At 73.3% G+C, this 25652-nt stretch carries 21 protein-coding genes; 6 read left to right on the forward strand and 15 right to left on the reverse strand.

From position 1 onward, the window contains the following. Positions 1–90 precede the first annotated feature (90 nt). The 8 genes from ACZ7DL_RS37310 to ACZ7DL_RS37345 form a co-directional block, all read right to left on the reverse strand. On the reverse strand, positions 91–507 hold the full coding sequence (locus tag ACZ7DL_RS37310; protein WP_470781271.1) for a VOC family protein: 417 nt from the start codon (positions 505–507) through the stop codon (positions 91–93). Positions 508–678: 171 nt separating this feature from the next. Further along, on the reverse strand, positions 679–1302 hold the full coding sequence (locus tag ACZ7DL_RS37315; RefSeq protein ID WP_470781344.1) for a DUF2238 domain-containing protein: 624 nt from the start codon (positions 1300–1302) through the stop codon (positions 679–681). Positions 1303–1424: 122 nt separating this feature from the next. After that, entirely contained in the window at positions 1425–1850 is a 426-nt protein-coding gene (locus ACZ7DL_RS37320) for an SsgA family sporulation/cell division regulator (RefSeq protein WP_470781273.1), read from the reverse strand. A 115-nt stretch (positions 1851–1965) separates the two neighbouring features. Then, the gene (locus ACZ7DL_RS37325) at positions 1966–2937 is read right to left on the reverse strand and encodes an LLM class F420-dependent oxidoreductase (RefSeq protein WP_470781275.1); all 972 of its coding nucleotides are present in this window, start codon (positions 2935–2937) and stop codon (positions 1966–1968) included. A gap of 49 nt (positions 2938–2986) precedes the next feature. Continuing rightward, complete coding sequence (locus ACZ7DL_RS37330) at positions 2987–4579, reverse strand: serine/threonine-protein kinase (protein ID WP_470781276.1); 1593 nt, start codon at positions 4577–4579, stop codon at positions 2987–2989. A 213-nt stretch (positions 4580–4792) separates the two neighbouring features. After that, positions 4793–5818: a polyprenyl synthetase family protein gene (locus tag ACZ7DL_RS37335; protein WP_470781278.1), complete on the reverse strand. Its 1026-nt coding sequence runs from the start codon at positions 5816–5818 to the stop codon at positions 4793–4795. Beyond that, positions 5815–6855 carry a tetratricopeptide repeat protein gene (locus ACZ7DL_RS37340; RefSeq protein WP_470781280.1) on the reverse strand — a complete coding sequence of 347 codons (1041 nt, stop codon included), beginning with the start codon at positions 6853–6855 and terminating at the stop codon, positions 5815–5817. Before ACZ7DL_RS37340 ends, ACZ7DL_RS37335 begins: the two co-directional genes overlap by 4 nt. Positions 6856–7007: 152 nt before the next feature. Beyond that, positions 7008–7685 (reverse strand): AIM24 family protein, encoded by a 678-nt coding sequence (locus ACZ7DL_RS37345; RefSeq protein WP_470781282.1) that lies wholly within the window; start codon positions 7683–7685, stop codon positions 7008–7010. A gap of 355 nt (positions 7686–8040) precedes the next feature. On the opposite strand from ACZ7DL_RS37345, the gene bdeA reads away from it, so the two are divergent. The 3 genes from bdeA to ACZ7DL_RS37360 all read left to right on the forward strand — a co-directional run bounded on the left by bdeA (position 8041) and on the right by ACZ7DL_RS37360 (position 14408). Further along, on the forward strand, positions 8041–8979 hold the full coding sequence (gene bdeA, locus ACZ7DL_RS37350) for a bis(hydroxyethyl) terephthalate hydrolase (protein ID WP_470781284.1): 939 nt from the start codon (positions 8041–8043) through the stop codon (positions 8977–8979). Positions 8980–9275: 296 nt separating this feature from the next. Beyond that, positions 9276–12974, forward strand: a complete 3699-nt coding sequence (locus ACZ7DL_RS37355) for a helix-turn-helix transcriptional regulator (protein ID WP_470781345.1) — start codon at positions 9276–9278, stop codon at positions 12972–12974. 141 nt (positions 12975–13115) lie between these two features. Beyond that, a complete protein-coding gene (locus ACZ7DL_RS37360; RefSeq protein ID WP_470781286.1) occupies positions 13116–14408 on the forward strand; it encodes an RsbRD N-terminal domain-containing protein in 1293 nt (430 codons plus the stop codon). 204 nt (positions 14409–14612) lie between these two features. Here ACZ7DL_RS37360 and ACZ7DL_RS37365 read toward each other — a convergent pair whose 3' ends face one another. After that, positions 14613–15782, reverse strand: coding sequence for a serine hydrolase domain-containing protein (locus tag ACZ7DL_RS37365; RefSeq protein ID WP_470781288.1), 1170 nt, complete (start codon positions 15780–15782; stop codon positions 14613–14615). 311 nt (positions 15783–16093) lie between these two features. On the opposite strand from ACZ7DL_RS37365, the gene ACZ7DL_RS37370 reads away from it, so the two are divergent. Both ACZ7DL_RS37370 and ACZ7DL_RS37375 read left to right on the forward strand, forming a co-directional pair. Then, positions 16094–17875 (forward strand): M4 family metallopeptidase, encoded by a 1782-nt coding sequence (locus tag ACZ7DL_RS37370; protein ID WP_470781289.1) that lies wholly within the window; start codon positions 16094–16096, stop codon positions 17873–17875. Positions 17876–17904: 29 nt separating this feature from the next. After that, positions 17905–18192: a hypothetical protein gene (locus ACZ7DL_RS37375; protein ID WP_470781291.1), complete on the forward strand. Its 288-nt coding sequence runs from the start codon at positions 17905–17907 to the stop codon at positions 18190–18192. A 59-nt stretch (positions 18193–18251) separates the two neighbouring features. On the opposite strand, the gene ACZ7DL_RS37380 is transcribed toward ACZ7DL_RS37375, so the two are convergent. The 3 genes from ACZ7DL_RS37380 to ACZ7DL_RS37390 are packed head-to-tail and all read right to left on the reverse strand — an operon-like array spanning position 18252 to position 21723. After that, complete coding sequence (locus ACZ7DL_RS37380) at positions 18252–18602, reverse strand: UBP-type zinc finger domain-containing protein (RefSeq protein ID WP_470781293.1); 351 nt, start codon at positions 18600–18602, stop codon at positions 18252–18254. After that, positions 18599–20050, reverse strand: a complete 1452-nt coding sequence (locus tag ACZ7DL_RS37385) for an ATP-binding protein (protein WP_470781295.1) — start codon at positions 20048–20050, stop codon at positions 18599–18601. Before ACZ7DL_RS37385 ends, ACZ7DL_RS37380 begins: the two co-directional genes overlap by 4 nt. Next, positions 20047–21723 (reverse strand): NAD(P)/FAD-dependent oxidoreductase, encoded by a 1677-nt coding sequence (locus tag ACZ7DL_RS37390; protein WP_470781297.1) that lies wholly within the window; start codon positions 21721–21723, stop codon positions 20047–20049. Before ACZ7DL_RS37390 ends, ACZ7DL_RS37385 begins: the two co-directional genes overlap by 4 nt. A 215-nt stretch (positions 21724–21938) precedes the next feature. On the opposite strand from ACZ7DL_RS37390, the gene ACZ7DL_RS37395 reads away from it, so the two are divergent. Continuing rightward, positions 21939–22805 (forward strand): universal stress protein, encoded by an 867-nt coding sequence (locus ACZ7DL_RS37395; protein ID WP_470781299.1) that lies wholly within the window; start codon positions 21939–21941, stop codon positions 22803–22805. 1 nt (position 22806) lies between these two features. On the opposite strand, the gene ACZ7DL_RS37400 is transcribed toward ACZ7DL_RS37395, so the two are convergent. The 3 genes from ACZ7DL_RS37400 to ACZ7DL_RS37410 form a co-directional block, all read right to left on the reverse strand. Next, positions 22807–24081 (reverse strand): DUF4032 domain-containing protein, encoded by a 1275-nt coding sequence (locus ACZ7DL_RS37400; protein WP_470781301.1) that lies wholly within the window; start codon positions 24079–24081, stop codon positions 22807–22809. A 31-nt stretch (positions 24082–24112) separates the two neighbouring features. After that, positions 24113–24859: an MBL fold metallo-hydrolase gene (locus tag ACZ7DL_RS37405; protein ID WP_470781303.1), complete on the reverse strand. Its 747-nt coding sequence runs from the start codon at positions 24857–24859 to the stop codon at positions 24113–24115. An 85-nt stretch (positions 24860–24944) separates the two neighbouring features. Beyond that, the gene (locus ACZ7DL_RS37410) at positions 24945–25574 is read right to left on the reverse strand and encodes an alpha-ketoglutarate-dependent dioxygenase AlkB family protein (protein WP_470781305.1); all 630 of its coding nucleotides are present in this window, start codon (positions 25572–25574) and stop codon (positions 24945–24947) included. Between the last annotated feature and the right edge of the window lie 78 nt (positions 25575–25652).

Consider the following 25652-nt stretch of genomic DNA (forward strand, 5'->3'; position numbering starts at 1 on the left):
CGAGATACGCGCCGATCTCCACCTCGGACTACTCCAACTCGCCTGCAGCATCATCTGCTTGAGACGAATCAGAACCTCATTTTGAAACGATCAGTAAGGGCGGGCGTAGGGGCGGGTCATGATCTCCATGTTGTGCCCGGACGGGTCGGTGAAGTAGGCGCCGCGGCCTCCGAAGAGACGGTTGATCCGGCCGGACTCGGTGTGGTGCGGGTCGGCGTAGTAGGTGACGTCGAGCGCCTCCAGCCGGGCGATCATGGTGTCGAAGTGTTCCTCGGGCACCAGGAACGCGTAGTGCTGCGACTGGATCGGTTCGTCGCGCTGTTCGTAGTAGTCGAGCGTCACGCCGTTGCCGAGGTCGACGGGCAGGAACGGCCCGAACGGGGCGCCGACCGTCAGGCCCAGGACGGCGGCGAGGAACTCCGCCGACAGCCGCCGGTCCCGGGCGAGGACGGCGGTGTGGTCGAGCCGGACGGCGGTCGTCGGGGCATGCTGCGGGATGGTCTGCATGAGAGGCTGTGTCTCCGTGTCGTGAGATCCGCTGGACGGGGCGCCTTCGCGGGCGCCGGGGCAGGAACTCGGGGACAGCGGCGGGCCTCTCGCCCGCCTCGGGCTCACGCCGAGGCCGGGAACCTCACTCGTGCGTGGCCCATGGCCGACCCGGCAGTCACCCGGGACAACTTACTGATCACGGTGCGCCGGGGCAACGCCGGCCGGCGTGCGCAGCTGACGGTCGTGCACCCGGCCGAGCAGCAGCAGCGCCAGCACGGCCCCGATCAGCGCGCAGAACATGTCCCACTGGGTGTCCCACACATCCCCCTGGGTGGCGAGGAACGCGTCCGCGTCGTGTCCGCCGATCTCGGCCGCCAGCCACTCCAGCAGCTCGAAGCAGGCGCTGAAGGCCAGGCAGGCGCACACGGTGACCGGAGCCAGCCAGCGGCTGCCGCGCAACGGCGAGGTGCGGCTGAGCAGTTCGCGGACCAGCACCGCCGGGACGAAGCCCTGCATCAGGTGCCCGAAGCGGTCGTACGGATTGCGGTCCAGGCCGAAGGTGTCGCGCACCCAGTCGCCCAGCGGAACCTGTGCGTAGGTGTAGTGACCGCCGACCGCGAGGACCAGCGCGTGCACGGTCAGCAGCCCGCACAGCAGCCCGGTCAGCGGGAAGCGCCGCCAGGCCAGCACCACCAGGGGAAGCCCGGCCAGCACCCACACGGTCTCCAGGAACCAGGTGGTCCGGTCGCGCGCGCCCCACGCCGACACGGCCAGGCCGACGGCCACCACGCCGGCGAAGAGGGCGGGCGGCACGCGGCGCGGCGCGCGGAGCGGGGCGGGGTGCACTGCGGTCACGGCGGGAAGCTCCTTACCTGAGGGCGTCGTCGAGCCCCATCGTGGCGCCGGACCGGGAGGCCGGGCATGAGTACGGCTACTCAGCCCGCCGAGAGGATGTCCGCCAGCAGCTCGTCCAGCGGGAGGCGTTCCCGGCCCGGCGGCACGATGCGGTGGGTCTCGCGCAGGAACGCGGCGATCGCGGGCGCCCAGGCGAACACCACCGCGTGGTGCCGGCTGCCGTCCGGCCGGGTGTCCCCGAGGAACTCCATCCGCAGCTCCTGCCAGACGCCCGTGTCGGCGGGCCGCATCCGCACGTCACCGACGCCGACCGGCCTCGCCAGACCGGCGGAGAGCATCTCCCGGTCCAGTCGCCAGCGGGCCAGGACACGGCCGTCGTGGGCGAAGACGGCGGTGACGGCGAACGGGTCGTCGGCGTCGTAGCTGAGGTGGGCAAGCACCGGACACCGGCCGGTGCCGTGCGAGAGGAGCTGCACCACCAGGGTCTTGTGCACGAAGGAGTTCACGCGGGGGCCTCCGGGAACAATGGGCGTAGGGCCCTCTAGTACCCCCGCAGCGCCCGGAATGCTCATCCGTGCGGCTGATTCCCGCAGACCCCGCGCACGGAGCGGGGACAGGGCGTCAGGCGAACGCCTCCCGGAGCGCCGGCAGCAGGGTCTTCGCCGACCAGTCCAGGTACTCCGGCTGTGTGTCACCGCCGATCTGCACGAGTGCGATCTCGTCGAAACCCGCCTCCGCGTAGGGCCGTACCGCCTCGACGAAGGCGTCCGGGTCGTCGCCGCACGGAATCGCGGAGGCGACGGCGTCCTCGTCCACGAACTGGGTCGCGGCCTCGAAGGAGTCGGGGTGCGGCAGCTCGGCGTTCACCTTCCAGCCCAGGCCGAACCAGCGGAACTGCGCGTGGGCGCGCTTGGTCGCCGTGTCCCGGTCGGTGTCGTAGCTCACCGGCAGCTGGCCGACCCGGGGCTTGCCGCTGCCGCCGTGCCGGTCGAAGGCGTCCAGCAGGCCCGCCTTCGGCTCGGTCGCGATGACCAGGTCGGCGAGGTGCCCGGCGAGCTTGCAGGACTGTTCGCCGGAGACGGCGATGCCGATCGGGGGCGCCTGTTCGGGCAGGTCCCACAGCCGGGCCGACTCCACGTCGTAGTGCTGCCCGTGATGCGTGACATGGCCGCCCCGGAAGAGCGCGCGGATGATCTCCACCGCCTCCTCCAGCATCTCGTGGCGTACGTCCACCGGGGGCCAGCCGCCGCCCACGACATGCTCGTTCAGGTTCTCGCCGGCGCCCAGTCCGAGCCGGAACCTGCCTTCGGACAGCAGCTGCACGGTGGCCGCCTTCTGCGCCACGATCGCCGGGTGATAGCGCAGGATCGGGCAGGTGACGTAGGTCATCAGCGGGATCCGCGAGGTGGCCTGGGCGGCGGCGCCCAGCACGCTCCACGCGTACGAGGAGTGGCCCTGCGAGCGCAGCCACGGAAAGTAGTGGTCGGAGATCACCGAGAAGTCGAAACCCGCCTCCTCGGCCCGCACCACGTGGTCCACCAGGTCCCGGGGACCGGTCTGCTCGGTCATCATCGTGTATCCGATTTGCACCATAAACGGAGAGTCCCCGGCTCGGCGGCCGGAAAACAGCCGAGGGGAGGGGTCAGTCCGCGGGCGCGCGAAACGTCCGCAGAAACGTGGTCAGCGCCAGCCGGCTGGCCGCGTCGTCCCAGGTTCCGGCCGGGGTGGTGAAGCGCAGCGAGAAGCCCCGCCGGTCCCCCAGCAGAAAGCCCCGCCCGAAGGTGTGCAGCCGCGCGTCGCCGGACCCCGTGAGCCATTCCAGGTCGGCGGCCTTGCGGCCCTGGTAGGTGGTGGCCCGGACGGCGCCGACGCGGTGGTAGCCGGGCAGCTTCGCGAGCTCCGGCTCGACGTCGTCGCGCCAGACGGCGACCGGGTCGGGGCCGACGCGTTCGCTGTAGGTGACGGCGAGGGTGGCGGAGGCGCCGTCCCGGCCGAAGGTGACGCGGTAGGCGAGGTCGCCCGCCCGGGATGTGGTCAGCCGCTTCCAGCCGTCGGGCAGCGCCACCGAGAAGCCCTCGGGTGCGCTGTACCGGCGGTATCCGGCCGGCAGGGCGGGCGCGGCCGAGGCGGTCGGCGTGGCGGTCGGCGTGGCGGTGGGCGTGGCGGTGGGCGTGGTGGCGCCGCCGGTGTGCCGGCCGGTGGGGGTGGCCGGGGCGGCTGCCCGGGGCGGGGCCCCGGCCGTGTCCGAGTCCTTCAGCGCGTCCGTCCCGGCCAGCACCGCGGCAACCGCGGCGGTCAGGGCGAGCGCGCCACCGGCGGCCAGGACCCCTCTGCTCCGCCCGGACCCGGCGTGGCGCACCCCCGTGTACGCGCCCCGCAACCGGGGCCGGGGTGCCGGCTCCCGGTCCGCGTCGGCGTCCTCGCTCAGCGCGCGGGTCAGGGACGCGCGGACCACCGGCCGGGTCAGCCGTTCCCGCGCGTCCTTGCGCAGCAGCCCCTGTACGGCCTGGGTGAGCGGGCCCGCGCGCAGCGGGGTGCGCAACGGCAGCCGGTCCACCGCCTGCAGTGTGGCGTCGGGCCGGCCGCGGTCCCGGAACGGCGGCCGGCCCTCGACCATCGTGTAGAGCAGCGCGCCCAGCGCCCACAGGTCGGCGGCCGGGCCGATGCGCTCGTCGCGGGCCTGCTCCGGTGAGGCGTACGACGGTGCCGTCAGCCGCGGGACGAGCGTCGCGCCCGCCAGCCCGAACCCGGTGACGACGGCCGGGCCGTCGTCCCGCACGAAGACCTGCCCGGGACTCAGCTCGCCGTGCGTGATGCCCTCGTCGTGCGCGGCCTGGAGCACGTCCAGCAGCTCCAGGCCGGTCCGCGCCGCCCGCACCGGGTGGAACGAGCCCTCCCGGGCGAGGAGTTCGCCGAGGGGCGTGCCGTCGATCCACTCGGTGACCGTCCACAGCGTGCCGGCTTCCACGACGGCGTCGACGACCGCGGCGACCTGTCCGGGGCGCAGCAGCCGCATGGTCTCCGAGGTGCGGATGACCCGGGCGGTGACGCGGCGCGCGGTGTCCTCGGCGGAGGGCTCCGGCAGGGCGGTCTGCGCCATCACGCGGGGCTGCCCGGCCGGCACGTCCTCGGCGTACCACCACACGCGGTTCGTCTCGCGGGCGAAGACCTCCAGGAGCCGGTACCGTCCGGCGACCAACTCGTGTGCGGAGACGTGCGCCTTGACCATGGTCATCCCTCGCTGAGAACCCCTGCCTCGTCTTTCCCAGAGGTACGCGGGAGACGCCCGGGTGTGTTCAAAGAATCCTCAACTCGGAGCCGCTCGCTACCTTTTATTCAATTGCTCGAAAGGGCTTGCGAGTTTGGGATGGCCGCACCGTCGGCTGTTCGACCTGTCGGTTACCGACGGTAATTCACGAGCCCGGCCCGGGCGCCGTCGCCGGCCCGGCTACAGCTCCCGGCCCACCAGGAAGTCCAGCAGCCGGTCCAGCTCCCCGGCGGTCCCCGCGGCCAGGGGCACGGAGGCGAGCAGCGCCCGGGCGGCGGCCGTGTGGGCGCGGGCCTCGGCCAGTGCCGCCGTACGGCCCCCCGCCGCCTCGATCAGCGAGGCGGCCTCCGGCGCTCGCTCCGGGGAGCCGAGCAGTGCGAGCAGCTGCCGGGCCGCCGGGGAGTCGAGTGCGGCCAGCACCGGGTACGTCTTCTTCCGCTCCCGCAGATCACCGCCCGCGGGCTTGCCGGTGACGGCCGGATCGCCCCAGATGCCGAGCACGTCGTCGACCAGCTGGAAGGCGACCCCGAGGTGCCGCCCGGCCCGGTCCAGCGCGTCGGCCGTGTCCCGGGACGCGCCGCCGAGCGTGGCGCCCAGCGCGGCGGCACAGCCCAGCAGCGCGCCGGTCTTGCCCTCCGCCATCGCCGTGTACTCCCGCGCCGTCACCCGTTCCGGCCCGGTCCAGGGCCGGGTGGCGAACAGCAGGTCGTCGGCCTGCCCGCGCACCAGATCGGCGAGGGCCGTGGAGAGCAGCCGTACCGCGCCGGGGCTCTCGGGCGCGGCGGCGAGGGTGTCCACCGCCAGCGCGAACAGGGCGTCCCCGGCCAGCACGGCCGGACCCGTGCCGTACGCCTGCCACACGGCGGGGCGGCGGCGCCGGGTCGCGTCGCCGTCCATGATGTCGTCGTGCAGCAGCGAGAAGGCGTGCACCAGCTCCACCGCGACCGCCGCGGGGACACCGTCCCGCCCGTCGGCACCGGCCGCCTCGGCACCGAGAACCGCCAGCGCCTGCCGCACGCCCTTGCCGCCCGGCGCGGCGGCGGGCGCCCCGCCGACCTCGCACCAGCCGAAGGAGTACGCGGCCATCTCCGCCACCCAGGGGTGCAGCCGCTCCACCGCTGCCCGCAGCGCGGGCCGCACCAGTTCCCGGCACCGGGCGAGGACGTGCGGTGCCGACTCCCGTACCGGCGAGGTGAGCGCGGTCACCGCACGGCCTCCGCGTCGAGGACGAACTCCCGCTGGGCACGGGCCACCATCTCCCGCGCATGCCGCAGCCCGCTGCGCTCCAGCGTCCGGGCCAGGTCGGCGAGTTCGGCGGCGGTCTCGGCGCGGTCGCGGCCGAGCCGGGCGAGGGACTTGGCGAGACCCAGCCGGGACAGCGCCTCACCGCGCGGTTCGCTCATCGTGCGGAACTCCGTCAGCGCCAGCTCGTACCGGTCCCGGGCCTCGGCGTAACGGCCCGCGCGGTACAGCACGTTGCCCTGCATCTTGTGGTTGTAGGCGAGCGCGCTGGAGAGGTTCATCTCCCGGCAGGCGGCCTCAGCCTCGGCCAGTAGCTCCAGTGCCCGCCCGGTGGCGCCGTCGCGTACGGACAGGATGTCCGCGAGTCCGCGCAGCGCCCAGGCGTGCCCGCGCCGGTCGTCGGCCCGGCCGGCTATCTCCGCCGCCTCCTCGAAGAGGGCGTAGGCCGTGTCGTAGTCACCGGTGTTGCGGTGCATCTGGGCGATGCCCTCCAGCGCCCACACCGTGTGCCGGGCCTCCCCGCGCCGGCGGGCCTCGGCCAGCAGCTGCTCGTGCAGCCGGCCGACCGCCGCGTAGTCGCCCTGGATCCGTCCGGTCTCCGCGAGGCCGGCCAGCGAGTAGCCGCGGACGACGATGTCCCCGCCACGTTCGCCCAGTTCGGCCGCGAGCCCCAGCAGTCGCCAGGCCAGCGGGAACGCCCCGCGCTGCCGGGCCAGGGTGCCGCCGCTCCACAGCGCCCAGGCCATCGCGGCGGTATCGCCGGCCTCCCGGGCGGCGCGGTAACTCGCCTTCCAGGCCCGGTCGGCGTCGCGCACATGGCCGAGGCGCCGGTGCGCCTCGGCAACGGCGAGCCCGCAGCGCGCCGCCTCGGCGGGATGCCCGGCCCGCTCGGCCTCGCGCAGCCGCTCGGTGGCCTCGGCCAGCACGTCGGCCAGCGAGGAGTTCACGGACAGGGTGGTCAGGGCGCCCTGGTACTCAGGGGCGAAAGCCTTGCCGTACATGCGTACCCTTCTATACACGGAGTGTATACATCTCGTGTATAGCATCTCGAAAACATGCCCCGGCCCGAGGGGCCGGGGCTCGGTCTGTTGCCGATCAAGACGCCGGTACGGCGACGGGGGTTGCCCGTGCGGCAGGGATCACGTGTGAAGGTTCAGTGCTCCTGCCCCTTCTGAGGCGTCAGCTCGCTCGGCCGCACCACGACGTGGCCCTCGCCCTGGAGCATCAGCTGCACCGCCTCGCCCGAACCGCCGCGCAGCATCGAGCCGATGGACTGCGAGCGGTGCAGCGAGGTCTGGAGATGCGCGGTCCAGCCCACCACCGCGTCCGTGTCGACGTACACCGGCGCCTGCGGGGAGACCGGTATGACCAGCGGGTTGCCCTCGCAGACCAGACCGAGCCGGCCCTGCCCGCTGAACACGCTGTTGAACAGGCCGCCGCCGGCGATGCCCGACCCCTTCACCGTCTTGATCTCGTACGACAGCGAGGCGTCGAAGCACAGGACGTTACGGCCGTTGACGGTGAACTGGTCACCGGGCTCGACGTCCACGATGAAGCAGTTCTGCGCCTCGTGCGCGAACCAGGCCTCGCCCTGCCCGCGCACCGCCATGAGGGGCAGTCCCTCACCGGTGACGGCACGCTTGAGCATGCCGCCGACGCCCTGCCCCTTGCGCTCGAACTTGAGGCTGCCACGGTAGGCGACCATCGCGCCCTGCCGGGCGTACATCTCGCCGTTGACCGTGTACCTGATGCACTTGGCGTTCTCGACGGACATGCCCGGCTGTACGGCCGGCTGCACCACGTGCTGACTGGAAAAGAGATCACCCTTCATGCCGGGCATGGTGTCCCGGACGAAGGCATTCCGCCAAGATCGCGGAACGTACCGGTTCGGCCACCGAAAGGCCGCGTGCCGGGTGCCGTGCCGTACCCGGTCCCGCCCGGCCCCGCCTTCACCGCCCGTGCAGCCGGCGCCGGTGTGTGTGAACTCGCGGGTGACGGCGGCCGGTACGACGAGTCCGGTCCGGTCGCGAGTGGCTTCACGAGACCGGTGACATTGCCGGTCCGGCCGTGCCCCCGCAGCGCCGACAGTGGCACCGCCAGCCCCACGGTGGCGCCCTTCGGCCATGGCACGCCCGCGCGTGCCGCTCGGGATCCGGACGGGCCCGCCACGACAGAGAGGACTCGTCGTGCAGCACCCGCGCACCAGCACCACGACACCGGCCCCCGGTCCGCGCCCGGCCCGCTCCCGCCGTCGTACCGGCCGACTCGCGACCCTCGCCGCGACGGTCACCGCCGTCGTCGGCCTGACCACACTCGGCGGGCCGGCGGCCCACGGGGCGGACAATCCCTACGAGCGCGGCCCGGCGCCGACCGTATCCAGCATCGAGGCGTTGCGCGGCCCCTACGCCGTCTCGGAGACGACCGTCTCCCGGCTCTCCGTCACCGGGTTCGGCGGAGGCACCGTCTACTATCCGACCAGCACCGCCGACGGCACCTTCGGGGCCGTGGCCGTCTCACCCGGCTACACCGGCACCCAGTCCTCGATCTCCTGGCTCGGCCCGCGTCTGGCGTCCCAGGGCTTCGTGGTGTTCACCATCGACACGCTCACCACGCTGGACCAGCCCGACTCCCGGGGGGACCAGTTGCTCGCCGCCCTGGACTACCTCACCCGGAGCAGTTCCGTCCGTGGCCGGATCGACTCCACCCGTCTCGGTGTGATGGGTCACTCGATGGGCGGCGGTGGCAGCCTGGAGGCCGCGAAGAGACGTCCCTCGCTCCAGGCGGCGATCCCGCTCACGCCGTGGAACCTGGACAAGGCCTGGCCCGAGATCACGACCCCCACCCTGATCTTCGGCGCCGACGGCGACACGATCGCCCCGGTCGCCACCCACGCCCAGCCGTTCTACACCTCGCTCCCCAGCTCTCTCGACCGGGCGTACCTGGAGCTGAACGGCGCCACCCACTTCACACCCAACACCTCGAACACGACCATCGCGAAATACAGCATTTCGTGGCTGAAGCGGTTCATCGACAACGACACCCGCTACGAGCAGTTCCTGTGCCCGGTGCCCCAGCCGAGCCTGACGATCGACGAGTACCGGGGCAACTGCCCCCACACCTCCTGACGGCGCGTCCGGCCGTGCCCTGACCGTCCGTCCGTGACCCGGCGGCGACCACCCTGGTGGTGGTCGCCGCCGGCGTTGTGCCGGTGCACCGCGCGACCGCGCGCGCGTTGTGCCACGTCACAAGCCGTGTGGGGCCGTATCGCGGGAATGCGCAGGTGGTGCGGCTGTCAACCCGGCCGGGAACCGGGACGTACGGCTTCCGCACTTACTGACGCGTCAGTAAGGTCGCGGGAATGACCGACCAGAAGACCCCGGGACTCCCCGCACCGCGGTTCCGGCCGGGTCCGCAACGTCCTGTGGTGGCGGCGCTGCTGGACCGGTTGCGCCGCGGCGGGGTGTGCGTCGTGACCGGCGAACCCGGCGGTGGACGCTCGGCCTTCCTCGCCTTCGCCGCCCGCGCCTTCACCGGCGGGGCCGTCGTCACCGTGCCCGCCCGCCCCGCCCGGTTCCGGCAGCCGCCCGCCGGGCTCCGCGCGTTGTGCCGCGCGGCCGGGGTGCCCGCCGCGTACGCCGCCGGGCCCGTGCGGGAACTCGCCGACGCTCTGGCGGCCACGGCCGCGCCGCGGACCGTCCTCCTCTGCGTGGACGACGCCCACCTGTGGGACGCCGTCTCCCGGGCCGCCCTCGGCCGGCTCGCCGCCCGCCTCCGCGACGGTGGCCGCCTCGCCCTCCTGCTCACCGTCCCCGGACACCGGCCCGTCGACCCGGAGTTCACCGGACTGCCGCTGCTGCGCCTCGAACCGCTCACCCCGGCGGACGCGGCATCCCTGCTGGACGACGCGGCGCGGGGCGCGCTCGATCCCCGGGTGCGCGAGGAGATCGTGGCCGCGGCCGAGGGCAACCCCGGACTGCTGCGGCACCTGCTCGACCGGCTGACACCGGCTCAGCTGCGCGGTCACGCGCCCCTGCCGCAGCGCCTGGCCGACGCCGAAACCCTCACCGTGCTGGCCGGCGGCCACCTCGCCGGCCTGCCTTCCGGGCAGCGGGACCTGCTGCTCGTGACCGCGGCAGCCGTCCAGGTGGCGGGGGAGCCGACCGCCGACGCCGATCTCGTCCACCGCGCGGCCGCGCGCCTCTCCGACACCGCACGGCGTCCGGCCGCACCGTGTCCCACCGCACTGTGTCCCGCCACGCCGCGTCCCGCCGGGGTGTGTTCAGCCGGGGCCCCGGAGCCGTTCGCGACCGAGGGCCGCCCTTCGGAACGCCTCGGCCACCGGGCGGAGCGGCCGGGCACTTGCGAGGGTTGGCCTTCGGGGTGCTGCAAGTGTCGGGCGGAGCCGCCGGATGCGCGCGAGGGTGGGTCGTCGGCGTGCTGCGGGGCTCGGGCGGAACGGCTGGAGGCTTGCGTGGGTGGGGCTTTGGGGTGCTGCGTGCCTCAGGCGGAGCTGCTGGAGGCTCGCGAGAGTGGGTCCTCGGGGTGTTCCGGGCCTTGGACTGAGCGGCTGGAGGCTGGTGAGGGTGGGCCATCGAGGTGTCCTGAGCACCGCCGGGCCGAGAGGCTCGACACCTTCCAGGGCCCGCGTGTCCCGCGTACTGCCTCGCAGCCCGAGACGCTCGCCGAAATGGACGGCCGGCTCGGCTTCCGCAGCGCGTTGCTGTGCCGCGCGGTGTACGCCGGCGCCTCGGCAGGCCGGCGCCGTGCCGCCCACGACGCACTGGCCCGCGCGCTGCCCGACGGGCGCGGCCTCCTGGCGCTGCTCCACCGCTCCCTCGCCGTCACGGCCCCCGCCCCGTTACTCGCGGCCGACCTCGCTGCCGCGGCGGCCGACCCGTCGTCGGCGGCCCCGCCCGCGCTGCGCTGCACGGCTCACGCGCGTGCCGCCGAACTCACGACGGACGGCACCCGGCAGACCCGCTGGTACACGGCCGCCGCCGAACAGGCGCTGCTGGCAGGGCAGTCGGCCCGAGCACTGCACCTGCTCGACAAGGCCCGCAGCCGCCCCGCGCCCTCGGCGGAACGCGCGCGGGCGGAGCTGCTGCGCGGGACGGTGCTCCGCGGGGACGGCCCGGTCGCCGACGCCTGCGAGACCCTGCTCCTCGCCGCGGCGTTGTTCGCGCCGCACGATCCCGAGCGGTCCGCCGAGGCCGCTCTGGCCGCCGCGGACGCCGCTTGGTCGGCGGGCGACCACACGGCGTGCCTGCGGGCGCTGACGGAGGATCCGGCCGGGGCCCCTCACCACTCCGGCGGACACCGTGGCGGGAACACCACAGACCCGGGACCCGCGGCCCAGCCCCCCGCGGCCCAGCCCCCCGCGGCCCAGCCTCCGCCTGCCGGCCCACGGCCGGTGACCGCGTCGACCGGTGCCGGCGTGCCGTCCGCCGTCCTGCGCGACCACCGTGCGGGGATGCGGGCCGTCCTGCACGGCCGGTTCGACCAGGCGGTCGCGCCCTTGCGGCGGGTCGTGGACCGAGCGTGGACGGCGAACGACACCGAACGCATGCCGCACACAACCGACGAAGGCGCCCCGTTGCCGGCCGTGGCGGGGGGTGGGGAACAGCTGCCGTACACGACGGATGCGGGGGGTGGGGAACAGCTGCCGTACACGACGGGTGTGGGGGAGGCGGGTGCAGGGGACCGGTTTCCGGGCGCCCCGGGTGACGATGACCGGATGCGGCATGCGGCCGGTGCCGGGACCCGGCCGACGGCCACGGCGGGCGTCGGGGACCGGCTGCCCTACGCGGCGGACGGCGGTGAACCGCTGTCGGACCTGGCGGGCGTCGGGGGCCGGCTGCCGTGCGGGGCGAGTTCCGCCGAGAGGCCGGGCACGGCAAGCCTCTCCGAGCGGCTGGCGTATCCGGCGGGCGTCGGGGGCCGGCTGCCCTACGCGGCGAGACCCGTCGAGCGGTCCGCGTACCCGGTGGACGACCCCCGGTGGTTCCTGCGGGCGGCCTCCGCGGCTTTGCTGATCGGTGATGTCGGTGCCGCCCGGCGGGCCGGTGCGCGGGCGCTCGCGGTGGCCCGTACGAGCCGGTCCGCCGTGCACGAGGCGCAAGCCCTGGAGTACCTCGCCTACGGCGAACTCCGGGCCGGCCGGCACGCGCTGGCCCGTACGCACGCCGAGGAGGGGTTGCGCAGCGCCTACCGCACCGGGCAGAGCAACACGGCCGCCCACCACCACGCCGTGCTGGCCCTGGCCGCGTCGATCGAGGGTGGGGCCGACACCGTGGCCGAGCACGTGACGGCCGCGCTGGCCACCGCCCGCCGGCACGGACTGGCGCAGGCCGCCGCCCTGGCCCAGTGGGCGACCGCCCGCGCCGATCTGGGCCACGGCCGGCCCCGCGAGGCCGCCGAGCGGCTCGGCCCGCTGGTGCGGCCCGGGCCGGGACGCGGTCACTTCGCCGTCTGGATGCTCGCCGTGCCGTGTTACGTCGAGGCGTGCGCGCTGGCCGGGCAGCCGGACCAGGCCCGGGACGCGGTCGAGGACTTCGCGCGCTGGGCGGCGTGCGACGCCGACCCCCAGGCCCCCGCCCAACTGATGCGCTGCCGCGCCCTGCTGGCCCCGCCCGAGACGGCCGACCCGCTGTACCGGCAGGCGCTGCGGCGGCACGAGGAAGCCGTCGGCGACTTCGAACGGGCCCGTACGCAACTGCTCTACGGCAAGTGGCTGCGCAGACGCCGCCGGCTGCGCGAGGCCCGCACCCATCTCCAGGCCGCCCTGCTCGGCTTCGAGCGCTGCGGCGCCCGGTCGTGGGCCCAGCAGGCGGCGGCGGAACTCCGGGCCAACGGGGTGAGCGCGGTGGCGGGCGCGGCGGGGGCCGCGGCCCGGGGCAACGACCTGCCGGACGGACTGGCCCGGCTGACCCCGCAGCAGCTGCGGATCGCCCGCGGCGTCGCCCAGGGCCTCACCAACCGGGAGGTGGCCCTGAGCCTGTCGGTCAGCACCCGCACCGTCGACTACCACCTGCGCAACGTCTTCGCCGTCCTCGGTGTCCGCTCCAGGGTGGAACTGGTCCGCCTGGTGGAGCAGGCCGAAAAGACCGCTGCACACCTCTAGGGACCGACCGGACGGTATGTCATTCTTCGGAGCACGACGAGTCGTGCGGCGCCCGCCGCGGCGGCTGCGCGGCCGGGCACCGGCCCCGCGGACCGCGGCGCGCGGGCACCGCCCGAGTGCCGACCCTGGGGGAGAACCGCGATGCACCCTGCCGTACGGCCACGCCCCGTCCTGCGTCCGGGGCCGCAGCCCGCACCCCGGTCGCGCGCCCCGCGGGCCCGGTCGCTGATCGACGCCGACGCCCTGCGGGCGCTGCACCGCGCCGCCCGCGTGCTGCTGCGCGACCTGCCCGGCCTCACCGACCGACTGCTCGCCGCCCTGCGGGAACAGGAACCGGCCTACCGGGCCGCGCTCGACGACGACCGGCCGGGCACCTGGCAGGAGGTGCACCGCTCACTGCGGCACAGCGTCTCCTCCCTGCTCGACCCGTGCGGCAGCCGCGACGCCGCGCGCCAATGCTCCTGGCGCATCGGTGTCACCCGCGCCGAACAGGGCCTGCCCCTGGACGCGGTGCTGCACGCCTTCCGGCTGGGCGGCTCCCTGGTGTGGCAGGAACTCGTCGACGTCACCTCCCGCACCGCTCCCGAGGACATGCGGCTCCTGGTACATGTCGCGGGCGACGTCTGGGACTTCGTCGACGAGCACTGCACGCTCGTCGCGGACGCCTACCGGCAGGCCGAACGGCAGCTCGCATGGCGGCGCGAGAACCGGGTGCGGCTGCTGGCCACCGCTCTGCTGGACGGCACCGGGCGCATCGCGGACCTCCCGGAGACCGCGCAGGCCCTCGGCCTGCCCGAGCGGGCGCGGTACGCCGTCGTCGCGGTGACGGGCGTACGGTCGCCCGACGCCGTCCGGGCCCTGCTGCCGGCGAGCGCTCGGGTCCACTGGCACGCCGGTCCGGAGACGTACCACGGCATCGTCCTGGCCGCGGACGGCTCGGTCCCGGCAGTGGCCGAGCCGCCGCCCGGTATGCGCGTGGGGATCGGTCTCGCCGTCGACGGGCTGGCCGCCGTCGGCGAGGCGCGCCGGACGGCGGACACCGCCCTGCGTCTGTGCGCCGACACGGGCGGCACCGTGCGGCTCTCCGGTCATCTGCCCGAGGCACTCGTGGTGACCTGCCCGGACCTCGCCGCCCGTCTGGCCGAGCGCGCGTTCGGCCCCCTCGCGCGGCTCGAACCCGCCGACGCCGAGGTGCTGCTGGACACCCTGGCCACCTGGCTGGCCTGCGACGGCTCCGCCCAGCGGGCGAGCAGGCGGCTGTACTGCCACCGCAACACCGTCCTGAACCGCCTGCGCCGCTACGAGCAGCTCACCGGCCGATCCCTGTCGCGCCCCGCCGACCTGGTCGAGACCGCCCTGGCCCTGACCGCTCGGCGGCTGCTCGCCGCGACGACGGCCCCCGGTCGCCCCTTCGGACCTACGGCCTCACCCTGACCTGCCGGAACCTCCGCCCGTCCGGGCACCTGCGACCGTCCGGGCACCTGCGACCGGAGTGTTCGGACGGACGGCCGCCGTGTCCCCGGCCCGCGTCGGCCGGCCGTTGTCGTCACGGTCGAGCACCATGGCACGCCGACCACGGCAGGCTGTTCCATCGATTCGGCCGACTCCGCCCGATCGGTCATCGCCCACCCCGAGGCCCTACCCCTTTTCCGCCTTGCCCTTCGGCTTCCCGCAGAACGCCGACTCCAGGGCCCCCGCCAGTGTGTCGAGCACCTTCCCGTTGTTCGACGTGTTGGCGGCGGCCGTGAGGCTCCGCTTGCCGTCCTCGGACGTGAACGCGTACGTGTAGTACCCCTGCACCACGCCCGTGTGCCCGTACACCGACACTCCGCAGGACAGGGCGCGCCGGCGCAGCCCGAGCCCGTACGCCGTCGTGCTGTTGACCTTGGTGAACTTCTCCATCTCGGCGAGCCGCGCGGCGGACAGCAGCTTGCCGCCGAGCAGCGCGCTGTAGAAGGCGTCGAGATCCCGGGCGCTGGAGATGATCGCCCCCGCGCTCTGCGCCCAGGAGACGGTCTGCGCGGTCGCGTCGACCAGTGCGGCGCCCGGCGTGTCAGGAGTCAGATAGCCACGGGCGTACAGCCCCGGAATGACGGTGTCCGGGTGGGCGTAGAACGTGTCGCTCAGCTTCAGCGGCTCGAAGATGCGGTTCTGGTATGCGGTCTTCACCGGCTGCCCCGTGAGCTTCTCGATGAGCAGGCCGGCGACGACGAAGTTGGTGTTGGAGTACGCGTAGGCGGCGCCGGGTGCGTTGGTGCGGGGCTCCTTCAGGGAGAGGGCGACCAGCTGCCGGTAGGTGAAGACCTTCTTCCGGACCGCCTCGAAGCCGGAGACGCTGTGGGCGAACATGTCGTTCGTGTAGTCGTACAGGCCGCTGCGGTGGTTCAGCACATGGCGGACCGTGATCCGGTCGTCCGGCAGGAGCTTCGGCAGATAGCGGTTGACCGGCGCGTCCAGCGACAGCCGGTGTTCGTCGACGAGCTGGAGCAGGACGACGGCCGAGAAGGTCTTGGTGACGCTGCCGACGCGGAACCGGTCGGCGGTGCTGATGGCCCGCCCGGTGACGCGGTCCGCGACACCCCGGGTGACCCGGTAGGTCCGCCCCTGGTCGTCGATCCGGGCCAGCGCGCCCGGCGCGCCCTGGGCCACCGCGGACCGCAGCACCGCGGCCAGGCCCGCGGTGTCGGGCGCCGGCAGTGCCGCCGCCGGGGTGTCCGGTTCCCCGGTCGCGGCCTGCGCCGGGACCGCGAGGAGCGACAGTGCGACCGCTCCGAGAACCGCTCCCCGCCCCACCGTTGCTGAGACCATCCCCTACCCACTCCCATCGGTCCGGCTTCTGATGCGATATCGGTCACATTCCGCCCTGGGAACCTAGAGGATCGAGACAACGTCTCCACAGCCGACACACAGTTGGTGCTCTCGTGATCACTCTGTGGCGCCCATTCGTAAAGGATTGCCATAGAAGTTCGCGAAATAGATCATTCCGGCTTTACGCGCACATGACTGATCCGTCAGGGTTACCCCCCGGGGCCAGACCAGCCCCCGTGGCGCCCAACTGCGCCATGCCTCAAGGCGGTTGGCGACCCCCGCCGCCTTCGAACGAAGGAACCCTGATCAGATTGCGTAGACCGCACATACGCACCGTGGCGGTCGCCGTCGCGGTGACGACGGCTGCCACTGGCCTGGCCGGCACGGCCTTCGCCGGCCCCTCCCAGGGGGTGGAGCGGTCCGCCGCCTCCGCCGCCTCGAACGCCACGGCGGTGGTGGAGGCGGCGCGCACCGCGGCCTTCGCGCACGCCTCGGCGACCGGCGTCTCGAAGGGCGACGAACTGCACGCCCAGGACGTCATGATCGACCCCGAGGGTGCCCGGCACGTCCGGTTCGTCCGCTCCCACAACGACCTTCCGGTGCTCGGTGGCGACCTGATCGTCCACCTCGACCGGAAGCTCGCCTACGCGGGCGTGACCCGCGCGGCCGACCACAGCGTCAAGTCGACCGCCACCAAGGCCAAGCTGACCGCGGAGCAGGCCGCCGCCAAGGCCGCCAAGGCAGCCAAGGGTGACGCGGGCACCGCCCAGCTCGTGCTGGACGCCCGCGGTGGCGCCTCCGCCCTCGCCTACCAGGTGTCGGTCGCCGACCAGGGCACCTCCCACACCGTCGTCGTCGACGCGGTCACCGGCAAGGTGCGCAGCAACACGCCCGACAGCGACGAGTTCCTGTCGCCGAAGCTGCTCGACACGCTCCGCGAGCGCGGCGAGAGCGCCGACCCGGCCACCGGCACGGGCTCCGCCTCCGCCACCTCCGGCCTGGTGGGCTCGGGCGCCTCGGGTGTCACCTACCCGTCGGCCGCCAAGGGCACCGGCAAGACCCTGTTCGTGGGCACCGTCGGTCTCACCACCACGCAGACCTCGCGCGGCCACTACCAGCTCAAGGACCCGAACCGGTACGGCACCGAGACCCGGGACGCCAAGGGCTCGTACACGGAGAAGTTCAGCGCCGGTTCGAAGTTCACCAACACGACCAACGTGTGGGGCAACGGCAAGACCACCAGTCGTGTCAGCGCCGCCGCCGACGCCCAGTACGGCATCACCAAGACGCTGGACTTCTACAAGTCCACGTTCAAGCGCAAGGGCATCCGCAACAACAGCAAGCCCGCGCAGGCGATGGTGCACTGGGGCAAGAAGGTCGCGAACGCCTTCTGGGACCCGACCTGCAACTGCATGCTGTACGGCGACGGCGACGGCCAGATGTTCAAGAAGCCGCTCGTCGTCCTCGACGTCACGGGTCACGAGCTGACCCACGGCGTGGTCGAGGCGACCGCCAACCTGCAGCCGACCTTCGTCGACTCCGACGGCAACCAGTACGGCGAGCCGGGCTCGCTGAACGAGTCGCTCGCGGACATCTTCGGCTCGAACGTCGAGTTCTACGCCAAGAACACGAAGGACACCCCGGACTACCTGGTCGGCGAGAAGCTGGGCCTCGCCCAGAAGTTCCTGCGCCGTCTGGACCACCCGTCGCTCGACAAGCTCGAGGGCACGATCGACTACTGGTCCGCGGACACCTACTACACCGAGGTGCACGCCGGTTCCGGTGTCTCCTCGCACGCCTACTACCTCCTCGCCGAGGGCAGCGGCAAGAAGACGATCAACGGCGTCAACTACAACTCGCCGACGTACCACAACATCACGGTCAAGGGCATCGGCCGCACCAAGGCGACCGCCATCTACTACCGTGCGCTCACCCGCTACATGGTCTCCACGACCGACTTCCACCAGGCGCGCGTCGCGACGCTGAAGGCGGCCAAGGACCTGTACGGCGCGAACAGCACCGAGTACAAGACGGTCGACAAGTCGTGGTCCGCGGTCAACGTGACCGCCGCCAACACGCCGCGCGCCCACTGACGGACGCCGGCACACACCAGCACCACCGGATGCCCCGCCTCGCGCGGGGCATCCGCATGTCCGGGGGCGTCGCCGGCCTGGAACCACGGGGCGCGGACCCCGCCGAGGTGCGCATCCGCGGCGCAGGCGGCACCACGGCCTCCGTGGGATACGCAGATACGTTCCGTACGGTCCGCGTGCCACCCGGCACGGCCGGCACGCTCCGGGAACCCGCCCGGCCGTTCTTCGACGGCGGCGACCATCTGCACCCCAACGACCGGGGCATGCGGGCCCTGGCCGACGCCGTCGCCCCGGACAGCCTGGACTGCGCCCGCTGAACCCCCGGCGGCCGGGCCGGGTCACCCGGGCCGGCAGGCCGCACGGCGTCCGCCGGGACTCAGCGCAGCGTCTGCGCCCAGTTCTCCGGCACCCGGCCCGCCGGGCCCGGGGCCGGCTGGTCGGCGGGATGGCCGGCCGGCGGGGCGAGTTCGGGCCCGGAGGCGTACAGCTCGTCGGTGGCGTAGTTCCAGAACCAGCCCTCGCCCGGCTCGAAGCTGCGGATCACCGGGTGCCCGGTCGCCCGGTAGTGGGCGGTCGCGTGCTTGGCCGGGGAGTCGTCGCAGCAGCCGATGTGCCCGCACTGCGCGCAGCGGCGCAGATGGAACCACCAGCCGCCCGCCTCCTCGCACTCCACACAGCCGGTGCCACTGGGCGGCACCCGCGGATCGATTCCCTCGACGTTGCTCATACCGGCTCCTCGTCGGGTGTCTCGGCGGTCAGGGGCAGCAGCACCTGGAAGCGGGTGTCGCCGGGCACCGACTCCACCCGCAGGGTGCCGTGGTGCTTGTTGACGACGATCCGCCAGGAGATGTCCAGACCGAGCCCGGTGCCCTCGCCGACCGGCTTGGTGGTGAAGAACGGGTCGAAGATCCGGTCCTTGATCTCCGGCGGGACGCCGGGCCCGGTGTCCCGGAACTCCACCAGCAGCCGCTCGTGGTCGAGCCCTGTCCGTACGGTCAGCGTGCCCTGGCCGCCCGCGCCGTTCATGGCCGAGACGGCGTTGTCGATCAGGTTGGTCCACACCTGGTTCAGCTCGGCCGGGTAGGCGGGCACCGGTGGCAGCGTGCGGTCGTACTCCTTGACGACCTCGATGCCCGACCCGATCTTCCCGGACAGCATCAGCAGTGTGCTGTCGAGGAGTTCGTGCACGTCCACCACCCGGTACGGCGCCCGGTCCAGCTGCGAGTACTGCTTGGCCGCGTCGACCAGATGCGAGATGCGGGTGGTGGAGTCCTGGATCTCGTTCATCAACAGCTCGGTCTCGACGGTGTAGTTGAGCCAGCCGACCGCGCCCGGCAGGATCTCCGCGTCCACGGCCGCCTCGACCTGCTCCAGCCAGTCGACGTCGAGTCCGGCCTGCACAAAGGTGGGCGCCACCTGCCAGCCGTAGTCGATGCCGTGGTCCGCCAGCCAGTCGGTGAGCGCGTCCTCCCGGTCGGCGGCCTCCAGCGGGCTGAGCACCGGCGCCTTCGCCACCCGCTCCGCGGTGCGCTCCTGGATCTCGATCAGGTTCGCCAGACAATCGGGGGAGAAGCGCCCCTCGGCGATCACGCCGAGCTTGTGGCGCATCTTCGCGACCCGCTCCCGCAGGGTCGCCGTGGCCCGGACGGCGGCCGCCGCGGGGTTGTTCAGCTCGTGCGTGAGTCCCGCCGACAACGAGCCCAGCGCCAGCAGCCGTTCCCGCTGCCCGATCATCGCCTGGCTGTTCTTCGAGCCGAAGAACAGCCCCTCCAGCAGGTGCACGGCCATCGGGAACCACTCGCGCATCACGTCCGCGAAGAGGTCCGCCGGCAGCACGAAGAACCGCGTCGGCTCCGTGACCCGCATGGAGTTGTTGTAGACCTGCGGCACCCGGTCGCCGAGGTAGGCCTGCATCGCGCCCGCGTACACCCCGGGCTGCGAGGTCCGGGTGACCTCCACGTCGTCGCCGCCGACCCGCCGGGACAGCACGACCGTGCCCTCGATCATCACGAAGAAGCAGGTCGCAGGGTCGCCCTCGCTGTACACCGGGCCGGGCTGGAACAGCTCCACCCGCCCCTGGGCGCACAGCCGGCCCAGCTGCTCGGGGCTGAGCTTCTCGAAGAGGAAGAGCGAGCCGATCTCCTGCGGGCTGCACGCGACGATCTGCCCGCTCATGACTGCTCCAGATACCGGTGGACGAGCATGACGGCCATGGCTCCCTCTCCGACGGCGGACGCGACACGCTTGGCGGACTCGGCGCGCGCGTCGCCCGCGACGAACACGCCGGGAATGCTGGTCTCCAGGTGGTACGGCGGCCGGTCCAGCTCCCAGCCCGCCGGCGGCCGCCCGTCGGCGGTCAGGTCGGGCCCGGCCAGGATGAAGCCGCGCTCGTCGCGCAGCACGGTGTCGCCGAGCCAGTCGGTCAGCGGGGCGGCGCCGATGAACACGAACATCCACCGGGCGTCGACCCGTTCGGTCTCGCCGGTCGCCACATGACGCAGCGTCAGCCGCTCCAGGCGGTCGGTGCCGTGCGCGGACTCGACCACCGTACGGCTGCGCACCGAGATGTTCGGGGCGTCGTTGATCTGCTGGATCAGGTAGTACGACATCGACGCCGACAGGTCGGGGCCGCGCACCAGCAGCGTCACCGACTTGGCGAACCGGGACAGGTACATCGCCGCCTGGCCCGCCGAGTTGGCGCCGCCGACGATGTACACGTCGTGCCCCTGGCAGGCGGCCGCCTCGGTCAGCGCCGAGCCGTAGAACACCCCGCAGCCGGTGAGATCGGCGCACCCCTGGGCCTGAAGCTGCCGGTACTGCACACCCGTCGCCAGGATGATGCTGTGCGCCCCGATCGCCGAGCCGTCCGCGAACCGGACGATGCGGGCCGCGCCGTTGATCTCCAGCCCGGTCACCTCGCGCGTGGTCAGGATCTCGGCGCCGAACTTGGCCGCCTGGCGCCGCGCCCGGTCGGTGAGCTGGGCGCCGGAGACGCCGTCCGGGAAGCCGAGGTAGTTCTCGATCCGGGAGCTCTGCCCGGCCTGCCCGCCGGTCGCGGACCGCTCCACCAGGACGGTCCTGAGCCCCTCCGAGGCCCCGTACACGGCCGCGCCGAGCCCCGCCGGGCCGCCGCCGATCACGACGAGGTCGTAGAAGTCGGCCGTCGGCGTGGTCGCCAGGCCCACCCGTGCGGCCAGCTCCGGCGCCTCGGGCTCCACCAGCACCGCCCCGTCCGGGGTGATCACCAGCGGCAGCCGCTGCCCGTCCTGACCGGCCGCCGCCAGCAGCCGCTGCCCCTCCGGTTCCTCCACCGAGTACCAGCGGTAGGGCACCTGGTTGCGGGCCAGGAACTCCCGCACGGCCGACGACTTCGCCGACCAGCGGTGACCCACCACCTTGGTGCTGGGCACGGGCTTGTAGGCGCCGGCGCGCCAGGATTCCAGCAGGTCGTCCACCACCGGATAGAGCTTCTCCTCCGGCGGGTCCCACGGTTTGAGCAGATAGTGGTCGAGATCGACGACGTTGATCGCGTCGATGGCCGCGTTGGTGTCCGCGTACGCCGTGAGCAGCACCCGCCGCGCCCCCGGGTACACGTCGAGCGCCTGCTCCAGGAAGTCGATGCCGTTCATCTGCGGCATGCGGTAGTCGGCCAGGATCACCGCCACCAGATCCCCGCGCAGCTTCAGTTCGCGCAGCGCGTCCAGCGCGGACTCGCCGGACTCCGCGCGCACGATCCGGTACGACTCGCCGTAGCGCCGCCTGAGGTCGCGGGCGACGGCGCGGGAGACCCCCGGGTCGTCGTCCACGGTCAGGATGACGGTCCGCGCGCTGTCGGCGGCCTGTCCCATACGTCTCCCACCCCGAGCGTCGGTCCCGCCGGCCGGTGTCGTGGGATCACCGCACCGGTACGAAGCCATCGTATGTTCGATCCCCCGGGTTCGCTCCGGTACCCGGCACGGGCGGCGCACGGCAGGAACGGAGGAGATCGCCGTGCCCTGCGCACCCGTGCCCGATAGTGGGCACCAGCACCACGAGGAGACGGCGACGACCAGGAGGCCCACGGATGACACGACCGATCACGGCAGGGGTGGACGGCACGGAGGAGAGTCTGGCCGCGCTGGGCTGGGCGGCCCGGGAGGCCGTCCGCCGGGGGCTGCCGCTGCGCGTGCTGCACGCCTGGGAGTACGCCGAGGCGCTCGCCACCGCCGACCGGGACACCCAGCACGGCTGGGTGTCGGAGGGCGTGTCGGAGGCCGTGCGTGACGTCCGCGAGCGGTATCCGGAGCTGACGGTGACCACCGACGTGGTGGAGGCCGGGGCCGTGGAGGCGCTGGTCGGCGCGGCGGCCGAGGCGGAGATGCTGGTGCTGGGCTCGCGCGGGCACGGACCCGTCGTCGGGTTCCTGCTGGGCTCGGTCGGGCAGCAGGTGATCGCGGAGGCGGCCCGTTCCGTGGTCCTGGTGCGCGCCGGCGCCGAGGCCACGGCGGAGGCGGCCGGCCGGGACGTGGTGGTCGGCCAGCACGGCGGCCCCGAGGACAGCGCGGCGGCGCTGCGGTTCGCGTTCGAGACCGCGGCGGCCCGGGGCGCCACCGTACGGGCCGTGCGGGCCTGGACCCTGCCGCCGGTCTTCGCCTACAGCCCCGGTTCGCTCAAGCTGCTGGACGACGCGGGCGGTCTCGAACCGTACGAGCGGCAGGCGTTGGCCGAGGCGCTTCAGCCCTGGCGCGAGCGGTTCCCCGAGGTGTCCGTCGCCGAGCACGTGGAGATGGGCAGCGCCGGGCAGGTGCTGCTGTCGGTGGCCGGCCGGGCTCAGCTGATGGTCGTCGGGCGCCGGGCCCGCCGCACGGCCGTCGGCGCCCGGATCGGCTCGGTCGCGCACGGGGTGCTGCACCACGCCGACTGTCCGGTGGCCGTCGTGCCGCACGAGTGAGCTACTCCGGGCCGGCCGGCTCCAGCGTGGCGCGGGCCCGGGGCAGGACGTTGTCGATGTAGTCCCGGACGGCGGTGTCGAGCCCGATGTCGTGCTGGGCGCGCTCGGACAGGAACCAGCGGTGTTCGAGGAGTTCGTGGTAGATCTCGGCCGGGTCCATGGAGCCGCGCAGCTCAGGCGGCACCGCCCGCACCGTCGGCCGGAACACGTCCCGCACCCAGCGGTGCGCGAGCACCTCCGGCCGGGCCGCATGGGGGTCCTTGCTGCTCGAGCGGAGCCGGGAGCTTGGGGGAGGATCGCCGGGCGCGTAGTCGTCCTGGGTGGCCATCCAGCTCTCCAGGTCGTTGAGCAGCCGCCGCGCCTGGTTCTCCTCGGCGTCCAGGCCGGTCAGCCGGAGCAGCTGGCGCTGGTGGTGGCCGGCGTCGACGACCTTCGGCACGAAGGTGACCGAGTCGCCGTTGGACGAGTGCTCGATCTGCATCTCGGCCACGTCGAAACCGAGGTCGTTGAGGCGGCGGATCCGGCGCTCGATGTAGTGGTACTTGCCCGCCGGGTACACCGAGGTGCGGGTCAGCTCCTGCCACAGCCCCTGGTAGCGGGTGCAGATCTCGTGGCCGAACTCGACAGGGTCGACGGACGGGTGCAGTGCGCCGGACGCCTCCAGGTCCAGCAGTTCGCCGCTGATGTTGACCCGGGCCAGATCGAGGTCGTACTCCCGCTGACCGGGGCTGAGCCGGGGATGCAGGTCACCGGTCTCGGCGTCGACCAGATAGGCCGCGTAGGCGCCCGCGTCCCGCCGGAACAGGGTGTTGGACAGCGAGCAGTCGCCCCAGGCGAACCCGGCCAGGTGGAGGCGGACCAGCAGCACGGCGAGGGCGTCCATCAGCCGGTGCATGGTCGCCGGGCGCATGGTCGTCTCGAACATCGAGCGGTACGGCATCGAGCCGCGCAGATGCCGGGTGACCAGCACCGGCTCCAGCGGGGCGCCGGAGGAGTCGGTGCGGCCGGTGACCACGGCCAGCGGGTCGACGGCCGGGATGCCCAGGCGGTCCAGGTCGCGCAGCAGCTGGTACTCGCGCAGCGCGGGCCGCTCGGCCAGCTCCTTGACGGCGATCACCTCGTCACCGGCGTGCGCGTACCGCACCACGTGCCGGGAGATGCCGCGGGGAAGCGGCACCAGGTACTCCGCGGGCCACTCCTCCAGCGGGGTGTCCCAGGGCAGGGCGAGCAGGAGCGTGGGGTGCTCCGGGTTCGTGGCGCTGATCTGCAAGGCCATGCCGCGAACCCTAAGGCCCCGCGCGCCTGTTCTAGGAGGCCCGGTCCCGGGCCTGTTCGGCCGCGGCCCGTACCGAGCCGCGGTGGACCGGCCCGTGTCCGGGCAGCAGCGTGTCCCCGTCGAGGGCGGCGATCAGATCCAGGGAGGCCAGCGCCCGCGGGCGCTCGTGGTGGAAGAAGTCCAGCAGCAGCTGCGGGCCCTTGACCCGGGAGGTGGCGTGCCCGCTGACCAGGGCGTCCCCGGAGATCACGATGCCCGCGTCGGGCAGGTGGTAGACGCAGTGGCCGTCCGTGTGGCCGGGGGTGTGCACGGGGACCGGCCGGCCCGGCAGGTCGAGCGGCCCCTCGGCCGGGAACGGCTCTGGCGCCGTGACCGGGTGGTTCTCGGTGCCGCCGACGCGGATCACGTGCACCGCCCAGGGCAGGACGCCGGGCCGCCAGGCGTTGCGGACCACGTCGGCGATGGTCGCCTGCTGGAGGAAGTCCCGCCGCGCGTGCGGGACTTCGGCCGGGTGCAGATAGACCGGGGTGCCATGGGTGGCACGCAGGTACTCGGCCGAGCCCAGGTGGTCGTTGTGCGCGTGGGTGATCAGGACGGCGGCGACCGCCTCCGGTGAACTGCCCACCGCCGCGAGGGACTCCAGCAGCCCCTGGCGGTCCCCGGGGTACCCGGTGTCGACCAGTGTGACGGCGTCGCCGTCCTTGAGGATGACCCAGTTGACGTGGTGGCCGTGCACCAGGTAGGTGCCGTCGGCGACTTGCTGGACGTGTGCGGTCATGATCTCCCCGGGCCCTGAGCGGCTGATCGTCGGGGACAGCCAACCAGATGCGGCACCTGCCCGCGCAAGGGGGCGGCCCGAGCCGTCAGTGCACTCCGTGGGGCCGGAACTGGATGCTGATGCGCGGGCCCGTGGCCCGGGTGGTCTTGGGCACGCAGTGCTCCCAGGTGCGCTGACAGGATCCGCCCATCACGATGAGGTCGCCGTGGCCGAGGGGCCGGCGCAGCGTGCCGCCGCCTCCGCCGGCCGGGCGCAGCAGAAGGTCGCGGGGTGCGCCGACGGACAGGATCGCGACCATGGTGTTCTCGCGGGCGCCCCGCCCGATCCGGTCCCCGTGCCAGGCCACGCTGTCCCGGCCGTCGCGGTAGAAGCACAGCCCGGCGGTGGTGAACGGCTCGCCGAGCTCCCCGGCGTAGTGCCGGGACAGGGCGGCGCGGGCCTCGTCCAGCACCGGGTGGGGGAGCGCGTCCCGCGCCCCGTACCAGGCCAGCAGGCGCGGTACGGCGACCACGTGGTCGTACATGGTGCGCTCCTCCGCCCGCCAGGGCACGTCCGCCGCCAGCTGTTCGAACAGCGCGTCGGCGCCGCTCAGCCAGCCCGGCAGGACGTCGATCCAGGCGCCGGCGCCCAGCTCGGTCCGGCGCAGCCCGTCCAGCGAGCCGAGCCGCAGCTCGTCGGTCTGGTCGAACAGGGAGCCCTGGAGGTCCGTGGCCATGAACCCAGGGTACGCCGAAATCGAAAATACGTTCCATTTGATCAAGGGATCTGTCCGGGGCCTTTTGATACATCGGTG

Source organism: Streptomyces sp. NPDC036984, assembly GCF_055607665.1.

What these genes read in the sequence shown, in the direction of transcription:
- ACZ7DL_RS37385 (WP_470781295.1), bottom strand. Translation starts at nt 20,050, where the DNA reads ATGAGCGGGCAGATCGTCGCGTGCAGCCCGCAGGAGATCGGCTCGCTC.
- ACZ7DL_RS37375 (WP_470781291.1), top strand. Translation starts at nt 17,905, where the DNA reads ATGCCCCGCCTCGCGCGGGGCATCCGCATGTCCGGGGGCGTCGCCGGC.
- ACZ7DL_RS37365 (WP_470781288.1), bottom strand. Translation starts at nt 15,782, where the DNA reads ATGGTCTCAGCAACGGTGGGGCGGGGAGCGGTTCTCGGAGCGGTCGCA.
- ACZ7DL_RS37395 (WP_470781299.1), top strand. Translation starts at nt 21,939, where the DNA reads ATGACACGACCGATCACGGCAGGGGTGGACGGCACGGAGGAGAGTCTG.
- ACZ7DL_RS37340 (WP_470781280.1), bottom strand. Translation starts at nt 6,855, where the DNA reads ATGTACGGCAAGGCTTTCGCCCCTGAGTACCAGGGCGCCCTGACCACC.
- ACZ7DL_RS37360 (WP_470781286.1), top strand. Translation starts at nt 13,116, where the DNA reads ATGCACCCTGCCGTACGGCCACGCCCCGTCCTGCGTCCGGGGCCGCAG.
- ACZ7DL_RS37400 (WP_470781301.1), bottom strand. Translation starts at nt 24,081, where the DNA reads ATGGCCTTGCAGATCAGCGCCACGAACCCGGAGCACCCCACGCTCCTG.
- ACZ7DL_RS37380 (WP_470781293.1), bottom strand. Translation starts at nt 18,602, where the DNA reads ATGAGCAACGTCGAGGGAATCGATCCGCGGGTGCCGCCCAGTGGCACC.
- ACZ7DL_RS37410 (WP_470781305.1), bottom strand. Translation starts at nt 25,574, where the DNA reads ATGGCCACGGACCTCCAGGGCTCCCTGTTCGACCAGACCGACGAGCTG.
- ACZ7DL_RS37310 (WP_470781271.1), bottom strand. Translation starts at nt 507, where the DNA reads ATGCAGACCATCCCGCAGCATGCCCCGACGACCGCCGTCCGGCTCGAC.
- ACZ7DL_RS37405 (WP_470781303.1), bottom strand. Translation starts at nt 24,859, where the DNA reads ATGACCGCACACGTCCAGCAAGTCGCCGACGGCACCTACCTGGTGCAC.
- ACZ7DL_RS37330 (WP_470781276.1), bottom strand. Translation starts at nt 4,579, where the DNA reads ATGACCATGGTCAAGGCGCACGTCTCCGCACACGAGTTGGTCGCCGGA.
- ACZ7DL_RS37325 (WP_470781275.1), bottom strand. Translation starts at nt 2,937, where the DNA reads ATGGTGCAAATCGGATACACGATGATGACCGAGCAGACCGGTCCCCGG.
- ACZ7DL_RS37390 (WP_470781297.1), bottom strand. Translation starts at nt 21,723, where the DNA reads ATGGGACAGGCCGCCGACAGCGCGCGGACCGTCATCCTGACCGTGGAC.
- ACZ7DL_RS37345 (WP_470781282.1), bottom strand. Translation starts at nt 7,685, where the DNA reads ATGAAGGGTGATCTCTTTTCCAGTCAGCACGTGGTGCAGCCGGCCGTA.